This window comes from Candidatus Arthromitus sp. SFB-turkey (assembly GCF_001655775.1).
GTDB classification, from domain to species: domain Bacteria; phylum Bacillota; class Clostridia; order Clostridiales; family Clostridiaceae; genus Dwaynesavagella; species Dwaynesavagella gallinarum.
Genome location: NZ_LXFF01000039.1, coordinates 25,868 through 49,347, shown reverse-complemented (window position 1 = coordinate 49,347; position 23,480 = coordinate 25,868). Strand labels below are relative to the sequence as shown.

General features: G+C 26.3%; 22 protein-coding genes and 1 pseudogene. 4 read left to right on the top strand and 19 right to left on the bottom strand.

The window, feature by feature from the left end; translation table 11 throughout:
* Both A6P36_RS08260 and A6P36_RS08510 read left to right on the top strand, forming a co-directional pair.
* A partial coding sequence (locus A6P36_RS08260) for a hypothetical protein (RefSeq protein WP_207644325.1) occupies window positions 1-196 on the top strand: 196 nt, incomplete at its 5' end.
* A gap of 192 nt (window positions 197-388) precedes the next feature.
* Window positions 389-1,036, top strand: coding sequence for a phosphotransferase (locus tag A6P36_RS08510; protein WP_066762924.1), 648 nt, complete (start codon window positions 389-391; stop codon window positions 1,034-1,036).
* 40 nt (window positions 1,037-1,076) lie between these two features.
* On the opposite strand, the gene ppdK is transcribed toward A6P36_RS08510, so the two are convergent.
* From ppdK to A6P36_RS07610, 14 genes are all read right to left on the bottom strand, one after another.
* Window positions 1,077-3,704, bottom strand: coding sequence for a pyruvate, phosphate dikinase (gene ppdK, locus A6P36_RS07675; RefSeq protein WP_066762922.1), 2,628 nt, complete (start codon window positions 3,702-3,704; stop codon window positions 1,077-1,079).
* A gap of 169 nt (window positions 3,705-3,873) precedes the next feature.
* Complete coding sequence (locus A6P36_RS07670; RefSeq protein ID WP_066762919.1) at window positions 3,874-4,653, bottom strand: DUF4342 domain-containing protein; 780 nt, start codon at window positions 4,651-4,653, stop codon at window positions 3,874-3,876.
* Window positions 4,654-4,657: 4 nt separating this feature from the next.
* The gene (gene recO, locus A6P36_RS07665; RefSeq protein ID WP_066762914.1) at window positions 4,658-5,395 is read right to left on the bottom strand and encodes a DNA repair protein RecO; all 738 of its coding nucleotides are present in this window, start codon (window positions 5,393-5,395) and stop codon (window positions 4,658-4,660) included.
* A gap of 21 nt (window positions 5,396-5,416) precedes the next feature.
* Complete coding sequence (locus A6P36_RS07660; RefSeq protein WP_066762911.1) at window positions 5,417-6,082, bottom strand: DNA alkylation repair protein; 666 nt, start codon at window positions 6,080-6,082, stop codon at window positions 5,417-5,419.
* Window positions 6,083-6,140: 58 nt separating this feature from the next.
* Window positions 6,141-7,025, bottom strand: a complete 885-nt coding sequence (gene era / locus A6P36_RS07655; RefSeq protein ID WP_066762909.1) for a GTPase Era — start codon at window positions 7,023-7,025, stop codon at window positions 6,141-6,143.
* 19 nt (window positions 7,026-7,044) lie between these two features.
* Window positions 7,045-7,455, bottom strand: coding sequence for a cytidine deaminase (locus tag A6P36_RS07650; RefSeq protein ID WP_066762907.1), 411 nt, complete (start codon window positions 7,453-7,455; stop codon window positions 7,045-7,047).
* A 21-nt stretch (window positions 7,456-7,476) separates the two neighbouring features.
* Window positions 7,477-8,175 (bottom strand): diacylglycerol kinase, encoded by a 699-nt coding sequence (locus A6P36_RS07645; RefSeq protein ID WP_066762904.1) that lies wholly within the window; start codon window positions 8,173-8,175, stop codon window positions 7,477-7,479.
* A 17-nt stretch (window positions 8,176-8,192) separates the two neighbouring features.
* Window positions 8,193-8,696, bottom strand: coding sequence for an rRNA maturation RNase YbeY (ybeY, locus tag A6P36_RS07640; protein WP_066762902.1), 504 nt, complete (start codon window positions 8,694-8,696; stop codon window positions 8,193-8,195).
* A gap of 11 nt (window positions 8,697-8,707) precedes the next feature.
* Window positions 8,708-10,720 carry an HD family phosphohydrolase gene (locus tag A6P36_RS07635; protein WP_441004739.1) on the bottom strand — a complete coding sequence of 671 codons (2,013 nt, stop codon included), beginning with the start codon at window positions 10,718-10,720 and terminating at the stop codon, window positions 8,708-8,710.
* Window positions 10,721-10,800: 80 nt separating this feature from the next.
* Entirely contained in the window at window positions 10,801-11,979 is a 1,179-nt protein-coding gene (yqfD, locus tag A6P36_RS07630; RefSeq protein ID WP_066762896.1) for a sporulation protein YqfD, read from the bottom strand.
* Window positions 11,966-12,247 carry a sporulation protein YqfC gene (yqfC, locus tag A6P36_RS07625; RefSeq protein ID WP_066762894.1) on the bottom strand — a complete coding sequence of 94 codons (282 nt, stop codon included), beginning with the start codon at window positions 12,245-12,247 and terminating at the stop codon, window positions 11,966-11,968. Before yqfC ends, yqfD begins: the two co-directional genes overlap by 14 nt.
* A gap of 89 nt (window positions 12,248-12,336) precedes the next feature.
* Window positions 12,337-14,688, bottom strand: a complete 2,352-nt coding sequence (locus tag A6P36_RS07620; RefSeq protein ID WP_066762892.1) for an endonuclease MutS2 — start codon at window positions 14,686-14,688, stop codon at window positions 12,337-12,339.
* Window positions 14,689-14,703: 15 nt separating this feature from the next.
* Entirely contained in the window at window positions 14,704-17,058 is a 2,355-nt protein-coding gene (locus tag A6P36_RS07615) for a U32 family peptidase (RefSeq protein WP_066762889.1), read from the bottom strand.
* Window positions 17,059-17,167: 109 nt separating this feature from the next.
* Window positions 17,168-17,725: a hypothetical protein gene (locus tag A6P36_RS07610; protein ID WP_066762887.1), complete on the bottom strand. Its 558-nt coding sequence runs from the start codon at window positions 17,723-17,725 to the stop codon at window positions 17,168-17,170.
* Window positions 17,726-17,876: 151 nt separating this feature from the next.
* On the opposite strand from A6P36_RS07610, the gene A6P36_RS07605 reads away from it, so the two are divergent.
* Complete coding sequence (locus A6P36_RS07605) at window positions 17,877-18,608, top strand: MurR/RpiR family transcriptional regulator (protein WP_066762883.1); 732 nt, start codon at window positions 17,877-17,879, stop codon at window positions 18,606-18,608.
* Between the two features lie 77 nt (window positions 18,609-18,685).
* Window positions 18,686-19,198, top strand: coding sequence for a hypothetical protein (locus A6P36_RS07600; RefSeq protein ID WP_066762879.1), 513 nt, complete (start codon window positions 18,686-18,688; stop codon window positions 19,196-19,198).
* A 490-nt stretch (window positions 19,199-19,688) separates the two neighbouring features.
* Here A6P36_RS07600 and A6P36_RS08430 read toward each other — a convergent pair.
* The 5 genes and pseudogenes from A6P36_RS08430 to A6P36_RS07575 form a co-directional block, all read right to left on the bottom strand.
* A pseudogene (locus A6P36_RS08430) lies at window positions 19,689-19,915 on the bottom strand (N-acetylmannosamine-6-phosphate 2-epimerase); the annotation flags it as partial.
* 13 nt (window positions 19,916-19,928) lie between these two features.
* Window positions 19,929-20,108 carry a hypothetical protein gene (locus tag A6P36_RS07590; RefSeq protein WP_066762870.1) on the bottom strand — a complete coding sequence of 60 codons (180 nt, stop codon included), beginning with the start codon at window positions 20,106-20,108 and terminating at the stop codon, window positions 19,929-19,931.
* Window positions 20,105-21,199: an ABC transporter substrate-binding protein gene (locus tag A6P36_RS07585; RefSeq protein ID WP_066762867.1), complete on the bottom strand. Its 1,095-nt coding sequence runs from the start codon at window positions 21,197-21,199 to the stop codon at window positions 20,105-20,107. The genes A6P36_RS07590 and A6P36_RS07585 overlap by 4 nt, the downstream gene beginning before the upstream one ends.
* Before the next feature lie 72 nt (window positions 21,200-21,271).
* Window positions 21,272-21,979: a transglycosylase domain-containing protein gene (locus tag A6P36_RS07580; RefSeq protein ID WP_066762864.1), complete on the bottom strand. Its 708-nt coding sequence runs from the start codon at window positions 21,977-21,979 to the stop codon at window positions 21,272-21,274.
* A gap of 27 nt (window positions 21,980-22,006) precedes the next feature.
* Complete coding sequence (locus A6P36_RS07575) at window positions 22,007-23,356, bottom strand: MATE family efflux transporter (RefSeq protein WP_066762860.1); 1,350 nt, start codon at window positions 23,354-23,356, stop codon at window positions 22,007-22,009.
* Window positions 23,357-23,480 lie beyond the last annotated feature (124 nt).

Here is a 23,480-nt window from a genome sequence, read left to right as displayed (position 1 = left end):
TAAGGCCCCATCTGGAGTACTGCATCCAGGCCTGGGGTCCCCAGCACAGGAAAGATGTGGAGCTGTTGGAGTGGGTCCAGAGGAGGGCCACAAAGATGCAGCCTTCCAGTACTTGAAGGGAGCTTATAAACAGGAGGGAGACCAACTTTTTCATAGTCTGATAGTGATAGGACAAGGGGGAATGGCTTTAAACTAAAAGAGGGGAGATTTAGGTTAGATGTTAGGAAGAAATTTTTTACTCAGAGGGTGGTGAGGTGCTGGAAATTTTTGCTCAGAAAAAAAGTGAATGCTCCATCCTCAGAGATGTACAAGGCCAGGTTGGATGTAAATCTAGGCAAGCTGATCTAGCGAGCAGCAACCCTGCCCACAGCAGAGGAGTTGGAACAGGATGATCTTTAAGGTCCCTAAGCTATTTTATAATTTCATAGATTTAAATCAAAAATATACCAAACATATTAATGAATTACATAAAATGCACACTATCGCCAAATTATACAAAGATACTTTTTCACAAATATTTATACTAAATTTTAATGATTTTTTGTATCTATCAAATATTGCAAAACAATTTTCTCATATAATAAATTTTAAAAATCTCAATATTAGCGCATGTCATGGAGACTATGTAAACAAAAACATATTAATAAGTAACAAAAAAATAATCCCAATAGATTTCGATAGATCTTGTATAAATTTTTCTGTATTTGATCTAGCATATTTCTTAAGAAGATATCTAAGAAGAACAAATACAAATTGGAATTTTGAATCAGCAATTACATTAATCAATAATTATGATAAAAATAATCCACTTTTTTTAGATGAATACTTATATCTTATTGCATATTTATCATTTCCCCAAAAGTTTTGGAAAATATCAAAATTTTATTTCTCTAACATTAAAAAACTATCTTCATACGAAAAATCCATTCAAGAAAATTTACTATTAAAAACTTGTACATCAATTAATAAACATATAGAATTTTCATATCTTTTTGAAAAATATATAAACTTTAATTTCAATTTTTTCAAAAAATAATAAGCTGACCTTAAATACAAGGTCAGCTTTAATAATGTATTTATTTTTTATTCTTAACTTGAGCTTGAGCTGCAGCAAGTCTAGCTACTGGAACTCTAAATGGTGAACATGATACATAGTTTAATCCGACATTATGACAAAACTCTATTGAAGATGGATCTCCACCATGCTCTCCACATATTCCAAGTTTAATATTTGGTCTAGTCTTTTTACCTTTTTCTACTGCAATTTGTACTAATTGTCCCACTCCAGTTTCGTCTATTCTAGCAAATGGATCAGACTCATAGATTTGCTTATCATAGTAATCAGCTAAGAATCTAGCAGCATCGTCTCTTGAGAAACCAAATGTCATTTGAGTTAAGTCATTTGTTCCAAATGAGAAGAACTCAGCTTCTTTAGCTATTTCATCAGCTGTAAGAGCTGCTCTTGGTATTTCAATCATAGTACCAACCATGTACTCTAATTTAACACCTTTCTCTTCCATAACTTTTTCAGCAGTCTTAACTACAACATCTTTAACATATTTAAGTTCTTTAATTTCTCCAACAAGTGGAATCATTATTTCAGGTATTACATTTAACCCTTTGTTCTTATTAACATTAATAGCAGCTTCTATTACCGCTCTTGTTTGCATTTCTGCTATTTCTGGGTAAGAAACACTTAATCTACATCCTCTGTGTCCCATCATTGGGTTAAACTCATGTAAATCCTCAACTGTACTCTTTAACTCTTCAAAAGTTAATCCCATTTCTTTAGCAAGTTCTTTTATTTCTTCATCTTTATGTGGTAAGAACTCATGTAAAGGCGGATCCAAGAATCTTATTGTAACTGGATGACCTTGCATTGCCTCATATAGACCTTCAAAATCTTTTCTTTGCATTGGTAATAATTTTTCAAGTGCTGCTCTTCTTTGCTCTTCAGTTTTAGAAACAATCATTTCTCTAACTACTGGAATTCTATCAGCTTCAAAGAACATGTGCTCTGTTCTACATAAACCAATTCCTTCTGCTCCAAACTTAATTGCTTGTTCAGCATCTTTTGGAGTATCAGCGTTAGTCCTAACTCTTAATTTTCTGATTTCGTCTGCCCATGTCATGAAAGTTTCGAAATATCCACTAATTTCTGGAGCAACCGTTTTAATTTGCTCTCCGTAAACATTACCTGTTGAACCGTCTATAGAAATATAATCATTTGCAGTGTAAGTCTTACCATTTACTTCAAGTGTTTTTGCTTCTTCATCTATTTTGATATCTCCACATCCTGCAACACAACAAGTACCCATTCCTCTAGCAACAACTGCTGCGTGAGAAGTCATTCCACCTCTTACAGTAAGAACACCTTGTGCTGCCACCATTCCTTCAATATCTTCTGGTGATGTTTCAAGTCTTACTAATACTACTTGCTCGCCATTTGCTGCTCTTTCTTTAGCTTCTTGTGCTGTAAATGCAATCTTTCCAGTTGCTGCTCCTGGAGATGCTGGAAGTCCTTTTGTTATTGGCGTAGAATTTTTAATTACTTGTGGATCGAATGTTGGGTGTAGTAATGTATCTAATTGTTTAGGTTCTACTTTTAATATTGCTTCTTCTTTATTGATTAATTTCTCTTCAACTAGGTCTACTGCTATTTTTAAAGCTGCTTGTGCTGTTCTCTTTCCGTTTCTTGTTTGTAAGAAATATAATTTACCTTCTTCAATTGTAAATTCCATATCTTGCATGTCTTTATAATGCTTTTCTAACTTTTCAACTATATCCATAAACTCTTTGTATATAGCTGGATTTCTTTTCTCTAAAGTTTCGATAGGTTCTGGTGTTCTAATACCTGCAACAACATCCTCACCTTGTGCATTCATTAGATATTCTGCAAAAATTTTGTTCTCCCCTGTAGATGGGTTTCTTGAAAAGGCAACCCCTGTTCCTGACTGCTCACCCTTGTTTCCAAATACCATTTCTTGAACGTTAACTGCTGTACCCCAACTTGATGGGTAATCATTCATTCTTCTATAAACTATCGCTCTTGGATTATTCCATGATCTAAAAACAGCAACAACTGCTTCAATCAATTGTTTTTTAGGATCGCTTGGGAACTCTTCTCCTTTTTCTTTTTTATAATGCTCTTTAAATTGCTTTACTAATTCTTTCAAATCATTAGCATCTAACTCTGTATCAAGTTTAACACCTTTTTTTTCTTTCATTTGATCCATCAAATGTTCAAAACTTTTCTTCTCTATTCCCATTACAACATCTGAGAACATTTGAATAAATCTTCTATAAGAATCATAAGCAAATCTCTCATTATTTGTTGATTTTGAAATAACTTCAACAACTTCATCATTTAACCCAAGGTTTAAAATTGTATCCATCATTCCTGGCATAGAAACTCTTGCACCTGATCTAACAGAAACTAATAATGGATTATTCTTTCCGCCAAATTGCTTGCCAGTTATAGATTCTAACTTAGACATAGTTTCATAAATTTCTTGTTCTATGCTTGCTGCTAAATTCCTTCCATCTTCATAATACTGATTACAAGCTTCTGTGCTAACAATAAAGCCTTGTGGTACAGGTACGCCTATCTTAGTCATTTCACAAAGATTGACACCTTTACCCCCAAGAAGATTCTTCATAGAAGAATCGCCTTCACTAAAAAGGTACACATACTTCTTAGACATTTAATTCACTCCTTTTATGTTTGACAAATAAAATTATACTGCTGCGCATAATTATAATGTTTGACTAAAACCTACCTAATTATACATTATATCACAAATATTGTATATAAATTAAAATATACAAATATATGTTATCAATATTTTCTATTTTAAACTACCAAAAATTTTTTTAAAGAGAACTATCTTTATCATTATTTTCTTTTTCATCATCAATAACTTCATCATTTGAATCTTCTACTTTTACATCTTCATGCTGTTCTTTTTCTAAGTCCTCGTTACTTTCATAATTGTATTCTTCTTTAACTTCATCATTTTCTGCATCATAAACAAACTTAGCATAATCCGAAGTATTTTCCTTGATAGTTTTTGAAATCTTACTTTCTATAAGTTCATTAAAACTATCCCTAGTTTTTCTTCCAAATTCTAATGCCTTATTCCTAAACTCATCTGCATTCAATTTTATATCTGCTGCACTTGATATCATATCATTTATTTTATCTTTAGATGTTGAAAAAACTTGATTCATCTTATCTTTAACATCTGAATTAACATGATATACATTTCCTGATTTATCAACTATTTTAATATCTAGCTCAAGTAATAAAACACCACCAAGCTTAATTGGTATAAGAATAGGATATAATATAAATGCAAATGATGAAATCACAACAGCTGTTAATGGAATATCAGCTATAACCTCATCTTTTCTGCTGATTATAATACGTTGATTACTTCCTTCTTTATACAATTCAATCAACTTATTTTTTATGTTATTTAAGTAAGATTTAACTTGACAAGAATCTGGTTCAGAATATATTTCTTCAAGAAATATTAATGACTCTATAAGATTATTGTCATGTGACTCTAAAACTTCCTTAGCTTCTTTGTACGAAATTTTAAATTTTTCTTTTAATATCTCCATATTTTGGAACAATGTATTGTCATTCATATCTTTAATATCCTCCTAAAAATTTTATACTATTTGGCATTTTAACTAAGTTTTGTTCTAAAAGAACTTTATTAATTTTAAAAATAAAATCCATATCTTCATCAGATACCTTTATCTTTAATATACTAGATACATTAACTGTGCCTAAAAATCGCATAATATTTATAATTCTATTCTCGACTTTAAACTCCTTCAATTTTCTACAAGAAACACATACCACGTTTTGAAGTGAAAAATCAAAATAGCTAACACTGCCTTTAACTCTATTAGAGCAGTAATAACAATACTCAAACTCAAAGTTACATCCAACTTCTCTCAAAATCCGTAATTCAAAAATTCTCATAATTAAATTTTTATTAATTTCAGGTACTTCAAACATTAAAAAAATATTTAATAAAAATTTAAAAAAATTCCTGTCAATAATATCTTTTTCTGAAAATGCAATATCCAATAATTCAAAAAAATAAGTTAAATAAAAAATACTATCTCTACAACCTATAAAATCCAAATTTTTAATTAATGTACCATCAAATATATAGTGAAAACTTTTTCCTTTTTTAAGATTTAATTGAACCAAACTAAAAGGTTGAGTAACTACAAAAGATGAATTAGTACTTTTTTTTGCATTTTTTGCTAACACTGATATTTTACCTATATTTTCACAAAGAATCCATACAATTTTATCATTTTCTTTATACGTTTGTTCTTTTAAAACAAAACCTTTTACATTAATTAATTCCAAACACTATATTCATAAATTGTTTTATGAAAATTCACCTCTTTTTATATATTTTTCTGCTTCTCTTTTACTTAACTTGCTAAGATTATGATTATTTATAAAATTAAGAACCCACTTATAATCAGTTTTTGAATATTCCCTTAAAGCCCAACCAATAGCTTTTTGAATAAAAAATTCGTCATCATCTATGTTACTTTCTATAGATTTTTGAAGAATTTCTAAGTTTGTATTTTCCTTATATCTCAATTGAAAAATTATACTACTTCTTCTTAACCACATATTTTCATCATTAATCCAAAACACAATTTGTTCATCGATAAGAGAAGGATATTTCTTGCAAATTTCACCCAATAAATTGCTAGCTATAAGGTCAACAGTATCCCACCAAGATTTTGTAATTATCAAATCTTTTATAAAAAATATATCATCTTTAAGAAAATATTTTTTCATCTTAATCAAATAATCAATTGCAATATACTGAAATTCTCTATAGTCCTTATTAAAAAATTTTACCACAAATTCTTTATCAATTTCTTTATTATTTTTGAAATTTTCAAATATTTGTTTAAAAATCTCTTTTCTTTTTGGACTCTTAATTCCTAAAAACTTAAATTTATTTCTCATATATAAACTCATTGCAATCGCATCATCTTCATTTTTAAACTCAAACATTTTTTCATTTATATTCATTTCCAAACCTCTAAAAATAATTTTATTAAAAAAAGAGAAACATCATAGATGCTTCTCCCTATTTATAACCCAAACTTTTAAGCTGATTATTATCATCTCTCCAATTTTTACGAACCTTAACCCATAATCTTATATAAACTTTATCATTTAAAAATCTTTCAATATCATACCTCGAATACGTTGAAATTTTTTTCAACATTTCTCCATTTCTTCCAATAATAATTGGCTTATGTGTTTCCTTTTCACAAAAAATATTTCCCTCAATATTATATTTCTTCTTATCTTCATCGTATTTCATAGAAATAATCTCAACACCAATACCATGTGGTATTTCATCTCTAACCAATTTTAAAATCTTTTCTCTAACAATTTCCGATATAAAAAATCTTTCATTATTAACTGCAGTTTGATTATTTTCATAAAACTTTGGACCTTCTGGTAAATATTTTAATATAAGTTCCAATAGTTTATCTAAATTTTTCCCTTGTAAAGCCGATACAGGTATGTACTCATCAAATTTCATAACTTTACTATATTTTTCTAAAGCAACCATTACTTCTTCACTTTTTATCTCGTCAATCTTATTCAGAACAAAAATTTTAGGAATTTTTTTATCCTTTATTTTTTCAAATATTTCCATTTCTGAATTTAAAATCTCTTTTTTATAATTAACAACAAAAATTATAACATCAACTTCATTTAATCCACTTGAAATTGATTTTATCATATATTCTCCTAATTTATGTCTAGGTTCATGATATCCTGGTGTATCTGTAAAAATTATCTGATAATTTTCACTATCTAAAATTCCTTCAACATTACTTCTTGTAGTTTGAGGCTTACTAGAAACTATACTTAGCTTTTGATTCAAAAACGCATTTAAAAGCGTAGACTTACCAACATTAGGTCTCCCAATTATACTTACAAATCCTGATTTATGCATTTAAATTACTCCACTCTTATCAAATCAAATTATTTTTACTAAACTCAAATGGAACTATATCATTCAATTTATGTACTATATAATTTTCTCTACTTTGAGCAATTATTATTGGAACACTATTATTCAAAGCAAATTCTAACATAACCTGCCTACAAATCCCACAAGGATATGTAAATTCATCAAATGATCCTACTACACACACAGCATGTATAACTTTATATCCCTCAGAAACAGCCTTAAATATAGCAGTTCTTTCTGCACAGTTTGAAGCACCATAAGAAGCATTTTCTATATTACAACCAGAAAATATTTTAAAATCATCAACTAAAATACTTGCACCAACTTTAAAATTAGAATAAGGAGAATAAGAATAATCCCTAACTTTAATAGCACTATCAATTAATTGTAGACAAACTTTCTCATCAATCATAATTTCCTCCAAAACTTAAATCTACAGAAAAATTTTCAATATTATAATTGTCAAAACAGTACCTAAGATAGCTCCAACCACAACTTCTTTTAAACTATGAACTCCTGTATCAACACGACTTTGTGCAACAATAATAGCCATCATAAAACTAAGTCCTATAATAATAGGCTCATTCGTAATAAAAGATATTATAGTTGCTATAGAAAACGAAATCGTACTATGTCCACTCGGCATTCCACCTCTAAGAGGAGTTCCTTCTCCATATATAGCTTTAGTAATAACAGTAATAATAACCACCATTACTAAAATTACAAATGCCATATACGGATTACTCTGTTTAATTTTGGTTATAACTCCAAAACTAAAATTATTTATTTTATCCCAAAATATTAAATATCCTATAAATATTGCATTTAATGCCGTAAGCAAAACAGCACCAGCAGAAATATTTTTAGCAATTTTAGCAAGCGGATGATAATAATTTGTTGTAGCATCAATGGCAACTTCTATGGCTGTATTTATAAGTTCTGCAAACACAACAAGTATTATAGTAAGGGACAATATTATCAATTCTATTTTTGTAATGTCATAAAACAAAGAAGCACTCATAACTAAAAATGCCACAACCAAATGTATCTTTATATTTAATTGAGTTCTTACAGCATACAAAATACCTGATATTGCATTATTAAAACTATCGACTAATTTTTTTACTTTAATATTACCCTCCTCCTTAATTATCTAAAAATACATAATTTTTTTATAATTTCCTTTTCTCTGCATCTCATAATTTTTTTATCTTTTTCTTCAATATGATCATATCCAAGTAAGTGTAATAAAGAATGTATAACCAAATAACTAACTTCTCTTTCAAATTTGTGACCAAATTCTAAACTTTGAGATTGTGCTTTCTCAAGAGAAACTATTATATCTCCTAACAACAAATTTTCTCCATTCATATCATAATCTTTAAATTTAAAATTTTTATACTGATCCTTAAACACCTTACCTTCTTCATAATAAAGCATTGGAAAAGATAAACAATCCGTCTCTCTATTTATTCCCCTATGTTCAAAATTAATTTCTTTTATAGTCTCATCATCAACAAATAAAATAACAATCTCACATTCAATATTCACTTCTTCAAAATTCAATACACATTTTACAACTTCTTCGATAAAATCAACAAAACCCTCATTTAAACGAACTGTATTTTGACGATTCTCAACATTAATATTCATTGCTTATATACTTAAACTCCACTATTATTCTCTTTATTTTCTTCCTTCGGATACTCTATCCTCTCATGATATATACCTTTTAAAGTTTTAAGAAAAGACTCTTTCATAATCTCTATATCCTTAAATGATATAGGACTATTCTTTAATTGTCCATCTCTTATTTTATCATCAACTATATCTTCTATCATTTTCTTTATATTCTCCTGAGTTGGTTCACTTAAAGATCTAACAGCTGCCTCAACACTATCAGCAAACATAAGTATTGTCACTTCTTTAGTCTTTGGTAACTCTCCACCATACCTAAAATCTTTTTCATTTACTTCATCAGGATTTTTAGAATTATTTTTCATCGTAAGATAAAAATATTTTGCTAACGTATTTGCATGATGTCCTTCTATAGCATGCTCAACGAACTTAGGCAATTTATACTCTCTCGCTAATTGAATACCATATTTAACATGAGAAAAAATTATGTTAGCACTTGTTAAAGGATCGATTCTATCATGTGGATTTTTACTTCCTACTTGATTTTCTCTAAAAAAATATGGTTTTCCTGTTTTACCAATATCATGATAATAAGCAGATACCCTCGTTAATAAAGAATTAGCACCTATAGCATCACTAGCTGCTTCTGCCAAATTTGCAACCATCAAACTATGGTTATACGTACCTGGCGCTTCAACTACAAGTTTCTTTAAAAGTGGATGCTCTGGATTTATAAGTTCTAATAATTTCATTGAAGTAACTATATTAAACAAATTTTCAAAAATAGGAAGTATTCCTGCAACCAATATAGCAGACAAAATTCCACCCAAAAAAGAAAACACTATATCCAATAACACTAAAGATTTTACATTTCCAATAATAAATGTAATTGTTGTCAAAATAATAACATTTATTATTCCAAACCAACTAGATAATTTTATAAAATGTATTCTATTTTTCAATCTCTTTAAAAATAATGTTCCTAAAATAACATTAAACAAGCTCATAAAAACAACAATTATATTAAACTTTGTTATTATTCCAATCAAAACCAATGTCATTAAATTAGTCATAAGAGATACGTTATTATTTATAAGTGCTGTTATTGACAAAGGACCTAAAGCAAAAGGAACTATATAAACATAATCTTCTCCTATAACTCGAACAAGAATAACAACTAAAAATTTTATTATCATAATGACGTTTAAAAAATTAACATTATTTATACAATCTTTTTGATAACGTCTATAGTACAAATATTCAATCACGAAAGTAAGCAAAATTAATGTTAATATTGCAAAATTTAATCCCCAATTAATATTTGATGTTTTTAATATACCCAAACTATCTAGTATTGATATATGACTTTCATTAACTATATCTCCAGCTTCAATTATTACCTGATCTTTTTTTACTATTACTGGAGAAACATTTTTTGCCGCTTCCTCCCTTTTTTGTTCAGTCTTCTCATGATCATAGAAAAAATTAGGCTTTATCATAGGAAGAATAATATTAACAGAGATCTCATTAAATCCTTCATGCTCTACTGTCTTATTTATTTCTTCTCTTGTAAAAGATTTTACATTTTCTAAGTCACTTACATTTCCATCCTCAATTTTCAGCTCATATACTTTATTTATAACATTACTTAAAAATCTTTCATATGTATTTAAATCATTGATGTCAAGAGAAAGAATAGCTTTATAATCATTTATTTCTAATTCAATTCCATAATTTTTATTCAAATCTAAGAAAACTGAATCTGCAATAACCTGATAATCTTTCAACTCATAAAATTCTTTAAATAAATTTTCAAGTTTTTCTAAAACATCATATCGAACTTCTTTTCTATGATTGAATTGAGCTGCAACTTCATCTTGTGCAACTTTAATTCTATGTTCTGTTGAATATTTATCTTGAGTTTCTCTCGGTGCTTTTATTGTATATTGAGATACCTCTCCTAATTTTAAATCATATTTTCTTTCAAGTGTAGACGATAATACGACCATAATTGTAAGAAACATAATAAATGAAAGCATCAAATAATTTTTGTATTTCAAAAAAATATTAGCAAATCCTTTTAATTTCAATAAATCACTCCTCTAAATTTAAACCTCATCTATAAACCATCATTACCAGATTCTTGAGTATCTTCAACTTTTTGAACCTTAACACCAATATCTTCTTCTATAACAAACGAAATCTTTAAATTAAGTTTATTTTCTACAATTTCATCTCTAACTATAACTCCTAATATGGAATCTGTTTGTTTTAAATTTTGACTTACGTGTTTTGTATAATAATCAACTAAATTCTTTTTTACATTTTCAGGATCAAGTGTATAAGATGATTTATTCACTTCATAGTATATATTTTTTTTAATAAATTTACTATCATAATTAAGTTTTTCAAAATTTTCAAATTCATTTTTATACTTTTTAAAATACAATTTTTTACCAAAAATTTCTATGTAATATTCATTAACCTTATTTTTAGTATTTACACTTTTTATACCTTCTAATTCAACTACTTCTTCAAACTCCAAAAAAGTTTTTGCAATTACACTTCCTACTGGTGGAGTTTCATAAGTTCCACCCTCTTTTCCTTGGTATCCTTCAATTAAGACATCACCTTTTTTAACAATGTCACCTTGCTGAACTACAGCTGTTCCTGACTGAGTATATATTCTTACAATTTCTCCATCTTTAGATGCAACAATATTACCAAGTGAATTATCAATTTCAATTACAGGTGGTTTAAAACTTTCTACAACTTCAACTTGTAATGTTGAGCCTTGAATTCTAACTTTAGACCACAATATATTTTTATTTTTCGCTATAATTTGTTCTTCAAGTTCCTCAGTATCAATTTTAGATTTTAAAATTCCTTTTCCTATTCCTAATTCTTTTATAACTTGTCTAATTTCATAAGGAGATACATGTTTATCTCCTTTTATATCTATCTTCCAAATAAAAAATGATAAAATTATTATTATCCCAAAAGACATAGCTAGTCCAGTTATTAAAGTTAAATAAACTTTAAAATTAGTTGCCAACTTTAAAATTCTCCCAACTTGTACTACTGTTAAGTTGCTATTTGTTTCATTACAAATTTTTTCAACTTCAGAAAAATATTCTGATTTAATCGTCAAAGATATAGTGTATAAATTTTCTCTATTAACATTAATTACTTTGATATTTCTCTTCCAAAAAATGTTCAGTATTTGTTCTGGGGTCTTACTTATTATTTTTAATTTCATTTTTCCATTCACAAATGAAAAAATATCATAATTGTTCATATTTTACCCCCTTGAAAACTCCTTTTAATTTTAAAGTCCTTCCTGAAATATAAACTATAGTAAATTTATTTCCACTCATAATAAATAAACCATTATCAACTTTTAAAACAACTTCATCTTCATTAAATTTTACAATTCCTCGATGATTTTCTACTGTTAAAAACTCATCTCCCTCTATAATTACTTTATAAGAATTTTTAATAATTTCTCTTGGAATATCTAACTTGTTAATCATAACATCTTTAATTTCACCAATAATATTTTCCATAAAAATCTCCTTTAATCCCATTTATTAAAAATTTTATGATTAAAAAAAAAAAAAAAGAACTCAATAAATAATTGAATTCCTTAAATATATTATTTTATATAAACAATCGTTACACCATTTCCTCCTTCGTTATACTCTCCAAGTCTATATGATTTAACATGAATATGTGTCCTTAATAAATCCGATATAGATTTCCTTAACGCTCCAGTACCTTTACCATGAATTATTGAAACTTCATTAAGTCCTGATACAAAAGCATCATCTAAATATTTATCAACTTCATTTATTGCATCAAGAGTATCCAATCCTCTTAAATCAATTGACATCGACATACTACTAGTCTTTAATTTCAAATCTTTTTTATTTCTTACAACTTTATCACTCCTATTAGAATTAACACTTTCAAGTTCACACACATTAACAGATAATTTTAAAACTCCAGCTTGAACACTTACTTCTCCTTTTGAATCTGGATTATTTAATAAAATAACATTTTGACCTATTCTATTTAAAAAAGCACTCATACCAGCTTTAAATACTATTTCATTTTGATTTAATTTTACTTTACGCTTTTCTTCTTTAACTTTATTTTCTTGATCAATTTTCTTCTTCATTTCTCTTCTAGCTGCTTCTAAATCTTTAATACCTTTTGAATTTACTCCATTTATTTCTAAATCATTTATTGTTTTTAAAATATAATCTATTTGTTCTTTTGCATCATTAATAATTTTTTCAGATTCTAAATTCGCAGATTCTATAATTTTTGCTCTTTCTTTTTCAATACTGTCAAAACGTTTCTTCAATTTTTCATTTAAAATCTTATTTTCTTCCTTTAAAATTTCAATTTCTTTGTTATTCTTTACTGCCTCAATATTCTTTTCTTCAAGAGAACGTATAATTTTATCAAGTTTTATAGTGTTTCCTGATAAGTACTTATTCGCATTCTCTATTATATCTTCATTCATTCCTAAAGCTCTAGAAATTATAAACGCATTAGATTTTCCAGGAATACCAACATTCAATCTATAAGTTGGTTTAAGAGTATTAACATCAAATTCCATTGACGCATTTTCAACATTTTCAGATTCTATTGCATAAGTTTTAAGCTGACTATAATGAGTGGTTCCCATAACTTTACAATTTTCATTAATAAAATGTTCTATTATAGAAATAGCAAGTGCTGCTCCTTCTTCTGGATCTGTCCCTGAACCAACTTCATCTAATAAAACTAAAGTTCTTGGTTTTAAATTTTCAATTATACTAACAATATTTTTTACATGAGAAGAAAATGTAGATAAACTATTTTCTATACTTTGTTCATCTCCAATATCAGCAAAAATTTCATTCAAAAACATTATTTCAGTTCCTTCATAAGCTGGAATAAACATTCCACTTAACGCCATTATGTGCATAAGTCCCAAAGTTTTAAGTGTTACAGTTTTTCCTCCTGTATTTGGTCCAGTTATAATTATTGCTTTTCTATCATTTGAAAAATCTAAAGTTAAAGGCACAACTTTATTTTTTTCAATTAATGGATGTCTTGCAGAAATTAAATAAATTTTTTCATCTTCATTAATAATTGGTCTTATACCCTCTATTTCATTTGCATAACTTGCTTTACCAAAAATAAATTCCAAAAGATAAATATTTTTAACACTAATATTTATCAAATCAAAATTATCATATATTTTCATACAAAGCATTCTTAAAATTCTTTGAATCTCTTCTTTTTCATTTTCAATCAATTCATTAACTTCATTATTTAAATTCACTAAAACTAACGGTTCAATAAAATATGTAGATCCTGAAGAACTTTGGTTGTGTACAATCCCTTGAACTTGTGATTTATATTCTGCTTTAACTGGAACACAATATCTATCACCTCGAATTGTAAAAATATTTTCCTGTAAATACTTAGAATATGTTTTTAAAACATCTGAAAGCTTTCTTTTAATTTCTGCTGTCTTACTTTTCAACTCTTTTCTAATTTTAAATAAATTTTCGCTAGCAAAATCGCTAATTTCTTCCCCATCTTTAATTGCTTTTAAAATTGCTTCTTCCAGAAACTTAAATGAATGTATATTATCAAAGTAATATTTTAAATATTCAACATTTCCTTGTTCTAAATAATTTCTTACACCTCTAATGCATTTGAGGGTTGTTCCTATTCTATAAATTTCTTTTACAGTAACAATTCCGCTTTTACTAATTTTTTCAATTGAAGAAACAATATCATTCAATCCATTAAAATCTGGATATTCAAACTCTTTTATAAAATTTAAAGCTTCATTGGTTTCATTTAAATTCCTATTAACTTCCTCTATTGTACAAAATGGTTGTAAGTTTTCAATTATTGATTTAGCTTTTTCAGTTTTAACATACTTAAACATTTGTTGTTTAACTTTGTCAAACTCAAGTAATTCTAAAACTTTCAAATTCATCTAGTTTCATCACTCCTAATCAACAGGCTTATAATAATTTCCTTTAAACACATTTTTAAATGATTTTCTATGAATTAAATAATCTAATATTTTTTCAGTTTGTTTATAAGTTTCATCTATAAAATCTAATCTAAAAATATTTATATTATTTTTCCTCATATTAGGAATTTCATTTATTAAATTAATTGGCTCTTCTTTATATGTACTAACTTTACAATTTATCGAAGTTGTTAATAAAAGTTTGTTATCTTTTCTATCTTTTAAATAAAAATCATCTTTAATACATGGTCTCGAACAATTTTTATTCAAAGATCTTTTGCCAACAAAAGTTCCTATTGGACAATACTCACTAACCATAACGTCAGGTTTACCATAAACAAACATACATAAATTTTTATCTGAATTTTTTGATAAATCTTCAATTTCTTTTTCACAAAGTTCTATACTGACTGTAAATACATTAATTTCTTCATAAAATTTTGTGGCCATAGAATTAAAAATATTTAATTTATAATCCCCAATGATTTCTAAATTGGAATTTTTAAAATGTTTAATTATTCCTGCATTACTTGTCATAATTCCTTTAATATTTTTTTCAAATTTTTGAAATACATTAAAAATTTTTTCAAATTCATATTCCTTTATAATTGTTGGAAATTTTATATATAAATTTAAATCTTCAAAACTTAAAATTTTTTCAAAATTTATTTTTCTATTATACATAAAAGGAGAAATTATTATATTTCTAAATCCTTTTTTGTAAACCACATTAAATTGATCATCTGTTGAAACAAAAACAAAATACTTTTCTTCATCACTATTTTGAATTCTAGTTTTACTTTCAAAATTTTCTTCAAAATCATATTTAAGATTTTTATGAAATTTATTAACTAACTTTTCTCTAAATTCATTTAAAGCATTTCTTCTAATCTCATTAACTTTAGATATATTTATGTATCCTTCTTCATAAAAAATTTCAACACTATCTATAGAAAAACTTCCAACTCTCCCTTTACAAATTTTCTCTATTAGTCTTTCTTTTGATATAGGAATATTATTAAATTCTTCAACTACATCTCCAAAAACTTTAACACTAAAATCGTATTTTTCAGAAAAAAGTTCTAATACCATAGGTTTATTTGGTATAAATTCAAATCTAGCTTTCAAATAATTCTTAATTACATACTCATTTTCAAAACTCTTTCTTAATTCTTTTTCAAATTTTTGATCATTAGTTTTGAATAATCTATCTCCTTTTGAAAATTTATTTGGAAATAATTTAACCTTCATATCTGATTTAGCTTCAGAAATTTTATCTTTGCCATTAAGTATTTTTGTTAGAATAAATCCATTATCTCCAAAAGAAATTCCATCCCCAAGAGATACATCAGCTTTTAAAATAACACTTCCATCTTGTAAAGCTGTTCCTATGTAAACACCTTGATTCTTCGGATTATTAACGGACAAAAATTTTTCACCTTCGTAACCTAACATATATCCATTTGTAAAACCTTCTCTATTAAAAACCCTTAATAAATCTTCTTCTTTTGCTTTTACATCTTCTTTTGTAATTTTAATATTTTTCTGAATTTTATCAATAAAATTTCTATAAGCTTTTACTGTATTTACAACGTACTCTCCACGTTTCATTCTTCCTTCAATCTTCAAAGATTTTATTTTTGTCTCTTTCAAAAGTTTTGGAAGTATATTTATTGTCATTAAATCTTTTGGACTCATTAAAAAACCATTTTTAAATTCTTGTCCATTTTTATTTATTAACGAGTACTCCATACGACAAGGTTGAGCACATCTTCCACGATTTCCACTTCTCTCTGCAATTAATCCACTCATTGTACATTGACCAGAATAACTTACACATATAGATCCATGTACAAATCCTTCTGTTTCTACTTTTTCAGATATAATTTTAATATCTTCAATTGAAAGTTCTCTAGATACTACAACTCTTTTGACTCCTTGATCTTCAAAATACTGTGCTCCCTTTAAATTGTGAATACTTAATTGAGTTGACGCATGAACTTCACATTCTTTAAATTTCGTAAACATATTAATCAAACCTGTATCTTGAACAATAAGAGCATCGACTCCCATATTGTATAACTTTATTCCATACTCAAAAGCCTCTTTAAGTTCATTTTGTTTAATAAGCGTATTAAATGCAACATAAAATTTCACGCCATATTCATGAGCATAATCAATCATATTTTGAAACTGAATATCAGAAAAATTTTCACAACTTGCTCTTGCTGAAAATTTATTCCCCCCAATATATATGGCATCTGCTCCTTCGTTAATTGCACCAATAAAAGACTCATAATTTCCAACTGGAGCTAAAAGTTCAACTGACATAAAAAAATTTCCTCCAAACAAAACAAAATTAACCACCATAAACATAGTGGTTAATTCTACAAGAATTTATAAAATATTTTAAAAGATTTATGATAACTTTACAACAATATTATTTTTTACCCTTTTTATATTCTCTAGCTTTTTTTACAGCTTCTTTCCCTTCTTCACTATCTAATCTTTTTCTGTTTTTCTTTTGCTCTTTCTCATCAACACTTCTCCAATATTCTTGAGGAATTTCTTGACTTTGTTCTTCAGGTAAACTTTGTACGTCCATAGTTGAAATCATATTTACTTGATTAATTAATTCACTTAATTCTTCTTCAGTAATCTCAGCAATTTCAATTTGATTATTTTCATTTATATATGCAACATATATTTGTCCACTTTCCTCATCTATTATAACTTGAGTACCATTTTCAATAACCAAATTTATTAAATCTTCTTCAGTTTCAATTTCACTCAACGGAATCATAATTTCTGAAAATTTTTGATTGTCATTTTCTACATCTCCACTACGAGTTGTTCTTCTCATATCCACTGATGAAGATTCATTTGCATGTGCTACCATACCTGCTGCTCCAATAACACCTGCAGCTAATCCTCCGATTAATAACACTCCACTAACTACATTTTTTATTATGCTGTTACTTCTACCTACCTTCTTCATAAATAAAATCTCCTATAAAAAAATAAAATACTCAACTTATTTATCGTAACAAAAAGAGATTTTATTATATTTCTTAAATAAATTTTTAAATTTACTTTCTAATTTCCATGTGATATTTTTTACATAATAAAATTTAAAAAGTGGTGATATTTTGAGTTTATTCAAAGATATGTTTAACGATTTTTTTCATTCTCTATCTGATAAGGAAATTAATATTTTTAATTTTATTTCATCAAATATAATTTCTGTATGCGAAATGAACATAAAAGAATTGAGTTTAAAATTGAATGTTACAGAATATTCAATTAATAAATTTTGCAAAAAAATAAATGTAGATAATTTCGAAAATTTAACTTCTATACTTAAAGAACTTTTAAAAAGTTCTTCGAATTCATCAAATTACATATTTGAAAATTCTATAAAAACATTTTCAGATTTTATATCAAAAATAAATGAATCTAAAATCACAGAAATCTGCAAATTAATTTTAAAACATAAATCTATTTCAATTTTATTTTCAGATTCATCAAAACAAATTGCAAATTATTTAAACCAAAATTTAAATTCACTAAATATAGATTCAAAAATAACTTCTTCACCAAAACAAATTTCAAAACAAAAAGAAATAGACTTAGTCATTTACATACCAACTTATCTTGATGAAAAATCAATAAATACAACACTAAAATATCTTTCAAACAAAATTGTAATAATAATTTCAGATACAATTACAAAAGAAGCACATGATAATTCTTCAATCTATGTTCATGTAGAAAATAATAAACTTTTTAAAAATTTCAACATCCATTGTAACAGTATATATTTCATACTTTTAGACCTTATAATTTCAAAATTAATAGAATTAAACAACGCCAAAATTTAAATCTCTATTTTCATACTTCTTTAAAATTATAAATAAATATATCATAGATTAATTTTAAAAAATGGAGAACTTAGTTTATGCAAAATAATCAAAATTCTAAATTCAACATTATATATAATAATGACCATAATTACAATTCAATAAATAAACATTGTAAAAATAACGAAATTGAAAATATGATATTGTCTGCAGCTAAATTAAGTAAAAACTCAGAAGTTAGAGTTTATTTTAAAAATATACCAGCTAATGAGTATACCCTAGGATACAAAAAATTTTGTGGAGTCAGAATAAATGATCTTGTTTTTTATAACCCTTCATTGTTTGATCTTTATCCAAAACTTATAGATTTTATTTATTTAAAACATCCAACTGATTTTATAAATGCACTTTCAGAAAAACAAATTAATGATATATATTTTTCAAATAACAAAAACCAATTTGAAAAATCAAAACCTATAATTAACACAAACATATATATAAATTTAAATGTCTCTTTTGATGAGATAATTAAAGTTTTAGATACAATAGTAGAATCTATATACAACGACAAAGTGTTAAAAATTTTAACCGTCTCCTCAATAAAAAATTAAAACTATACTTTTAAATTCAAAAGTATAGTTTTTTTATTTTTACATAGTAAGTTGCTTTATAATTTTATTAGGGTTCGTTACGTCCTCACCCAATATAAATGAGTATATACCTAATTCAATTAGCTTTTTACCTTCCTCAAAACTAACAGAATTTAAACTTGCAATAGTCGGAATATTAATGTCAGAACAAATTTCCGATACTAAATCATTCTCTATACATTCTCCAAATACTTCAATAATAAGAGCATTCATTCCCAATCTATATGCTTGAACAGCTTGAGCTTTTGTAGAAATTTTCCCTACTAATTCTCCATCAAAATTAATCCTAATTTCTTTAATAAGTGTTTCTAGTTTCTTATAATCTTCTTCAAAATTACATATTTCTATAACTATAAAATTAGGTTTTAACTCTACAATATTTTTAAAATTATCATAAGTTTTAGGTATCAAAATATTATTAAAATTCTCCTCACCTCTCCTCTCCTCTCNNATATTATTAAAATTCTCCTCAATCTCTGCAAATATTGGAAGGTCTGTAGTTTCCTTTAATATTTTTAAATTTCTAATATTTTTAGATAAGAAGGCACTCGCTCCCCCTTTTTCAGAAAATTTAATTAAATATTGAATGAAGATAGGATCACTTAAATGTTCATTTGTATAATTATCTACATCAACAATAACCCCATGTTTTATTTTTGGTAAATTTTTTAAACTCATTCTTTTCTTCCCCCTAATAATTTACATAAAAATTATTTATTTCGTTTTGTGCATGTCCAATAAACTCTTCTACATTAACACCATCTAAATAAATACTCCTAGAATATTTCTCAATAATATTAGATATTTCATTGTAGTTTTGTATACTGTAAACAAAATCTTGGCTATTTTCTAAACTTTTAAATGCAATCAATTTTGCTTGTCCGATTTTTGAATCATTAAGTAGAAAATTTTCAATATTTCAATATCCATAAGAGATTTATTAGTAGGCAGTACATTAAAATGATTAATCAATTCAGTTTGATTTCTCTCATTTACAACAAAATTGATAAAATCTAACGTTTCATCTAAACTCTTACCATTATTTACAATAGATAAATTAACTGTATCTGAGTAACGAACATTATTTTTGCCTAATGGTATAGGAAAAATTATTGTATCATCATAAACTTCTCTTGAAATTTTCTCAATGCTACTTATAAATGAAAAATTCGCCTTTAGCATTGCAACTTCATTATTTGCATACAAATAAATTTTATCATCAAAATTCAAAAATTCCCTAGGTACAATTGAGTCTTGAAATTGCGTTTGATATTTTTTAAAATAATTTATTATTTCTTCTGTATTTATGTTCACATTTCCTGTTTCATCAAATATATTTAATCCATTTAAAATTAAATTTTTTATATTTTCAGGTTCAAGTATACTTCCAAATTTTCCAGAATTTTGTTTTACAACACTTAATAAATTAAAAAATTCTTCCTCAGTTTTTGGATACTGTTCTTCAGATATACCTGAATTATGCATTATTTTTTTATTTATAAACAAAACTTTTATATCTGTATACCATGGAATTCCTAAAAGCTTTCCATTTTTTTCATTAGACTTCAATAATCTGTCAAAGAAAACAGATGAAATTCCCTCATCAAATTCATACAAATCCACAAACAAATCTTCATTTATTTTATTAACAAGTGTATTTGTATCTAAACTAACAATATCTGGTAATTCTTCACTTTGCCACGCTTCATATAGTTTTAAAACAATTTCATCTTTTTGAAAATCATGCCAATTTATTTTAATATTTTGATTAAGTTTTTCATATTTTTCGATAATATATCTCATGTATTTATCAAATCGTGATTTTATATCAACCGTCCAAATATTTATAATAAGATTTTCTTCATCAACAATTTTAACTTTTTTAGATTCAAAATTACAAGATATCAAAACAAATAACATAACAATTATAAAAACAAAAAATCTACAAAATTTATATGTCATATTTTTTCTTATCTCCAAAAATTTTAAAATTTAACATTTATATTTTAACACAAAAAAAGCGTCATAAAAAAATTATGACGCTAAATACATTTTTCTAAATTCTTCTGCTTGAATTTTCGTTATGATTTTATTTTTAACTAAAATTTTTAAAACTTGATTATAACGTTCTTCCATAGCTTTATTATTTTTATCTTTTAAATCATAAATACTTGGTGCTTGTGGAATTCCAACCAACAAAGATGATTGATATTCATTTAAATTTTTAGGTGAAACATTAAAATATCCATAACTTGCTTCATTTATTCCATAATAATTATTTCCAAAATAAATAATATTAAGATACATTTCCAAAATATCATCTTTCGAATATTCTCTCTCTAACTCAAAAGCAACAAACATCTCCGCTATTTTTCTAGTAAGCTTTTTTTCATTTGAAAAATACATATTTTTAGCAAGTTGCTGAGTTATAGTACTTGCTCCATATTTATAGTAACCAACATTTATATTACTTATTAAAGATCCAACTATAGCTATAAAATCAATTCCATTATGGTTATAAAATCTTTTATCCTCAACATTTACTACATATTTTTTTAAATAATCTGAAATATCTTGTATTTCAACATAATTATTTTTAGAAGTTACCTCAATAACTTTTTGTTCAAAAGGTACATTTTTAATCGCACTTTTATAAACATAAAAACCACTTATTAAAAGTATAAGAAAAATTACAATACCAATTTTAATAATTGTTTTAAATATTTTAAATATAAGTCCCATAAGACAACCTCTTCTTAAAATTTTTTATCAAGCTATTGTTACATCTTTTATCCACTTATTACCAAACATTCTTATTGTACACCAAACAGATTTTATTATTTCATCGAACTTTAAACATATATATATTAATGCTGGTGGAAACTTAAATACAAACGCTGCCGCCATACCAAGAGGAATTGACAATATCCATAAAAACATTACATCTGCTAACAATAAAAATTTCGTATCTCCTCCCCCACGTAAAATCCCTTTTGTCAAAACAACCGATGGAACTTGAAAAACAACAATAAATGCTGCTCCATTCATAAGTTGATAAGCTATATCTTTAGTTTCTTGACTAACATTATAAAAATCTATGGCAATAGGCTTGGTTAAAATTATAACTATAGCTGAAATTATACCTGTAATAATAGCTATTAATAAAAAAGTTTTTGATTGTGATTTTGCCAAATTCAATTTACCCTCACCTATAGTATTTCCTATTATAACAAGTCCAGCACTACCTATTCCAGCAATTGAAATAGTAGACAGCTGAATAACAATACTACAAATACTATTAGCTGCAATCATTTCTGGACCTAATCTTCCTAAAATCATAGTTAAACTTGTAAGACCTGCAACCAAAATTGCATCACTTATTAAAACATTAATGCCAGTTTTTAAATATTTCTTAAATATTTCCCTATCAAAAGACAAAAACTTTTCAAATGTAAAGTTTATTTTCTTATCAAGTAAGAATAAATATCCTACCATTATACTACACTCTACAAATCTTGAAATAATAGTTCCAATAGCTGCTCCTGTTAATCCTAAAGCTGGTGCACCAAATTTACCAAAAATAAAAATCCAGTTAAAGAAAACATTTAACACGAAAGCTACACTATTAGCTATAACTGATATTTTAACTTGTGCAATTGTTCTAAATATTACAGATATAGCTGTTGTTATACAAAAAAGTGGATACATTACAGATACGACTTTTAAATATGGAACTCCTGCTTGTATAACAGCTTCATCATTAGTATAAAACATAAGTAATTTATCAGGTATTAATAATGATAACAATAAGAAAATAAACCCAACTAAAATATTTAGTTTAATAATAATTGATAATGTTTTTGAAATAGATTCTTTATCATTTTTCCCCCAAAATTGAGAAGTGAGAACAGCCCCTCCACCTCCAATTCCAAAACACAAAATAGTAGTTATAAAAAATATCTGACCTGATAATGAAGCGGCAGACAATGGAATTTCTCCAAGACTACCAACCATTACAGTATCCATCATATTAATTGCAAATGTTATAAGGCTTTGAAGAGTTATAGGGATTGCTATAGTTAAAACTTTTTTATAAAAACTTCTATCTTTAATAAACAATTAAATACCTCCATTCTTTTTAATCCCCAATCTTCAAAATATTTTATCACAAAAAACAAATGCAAATAAAATACATTTTAAGCTCCAATTTTTGAATATGTGGATTTTATATGGTAAAATGTTA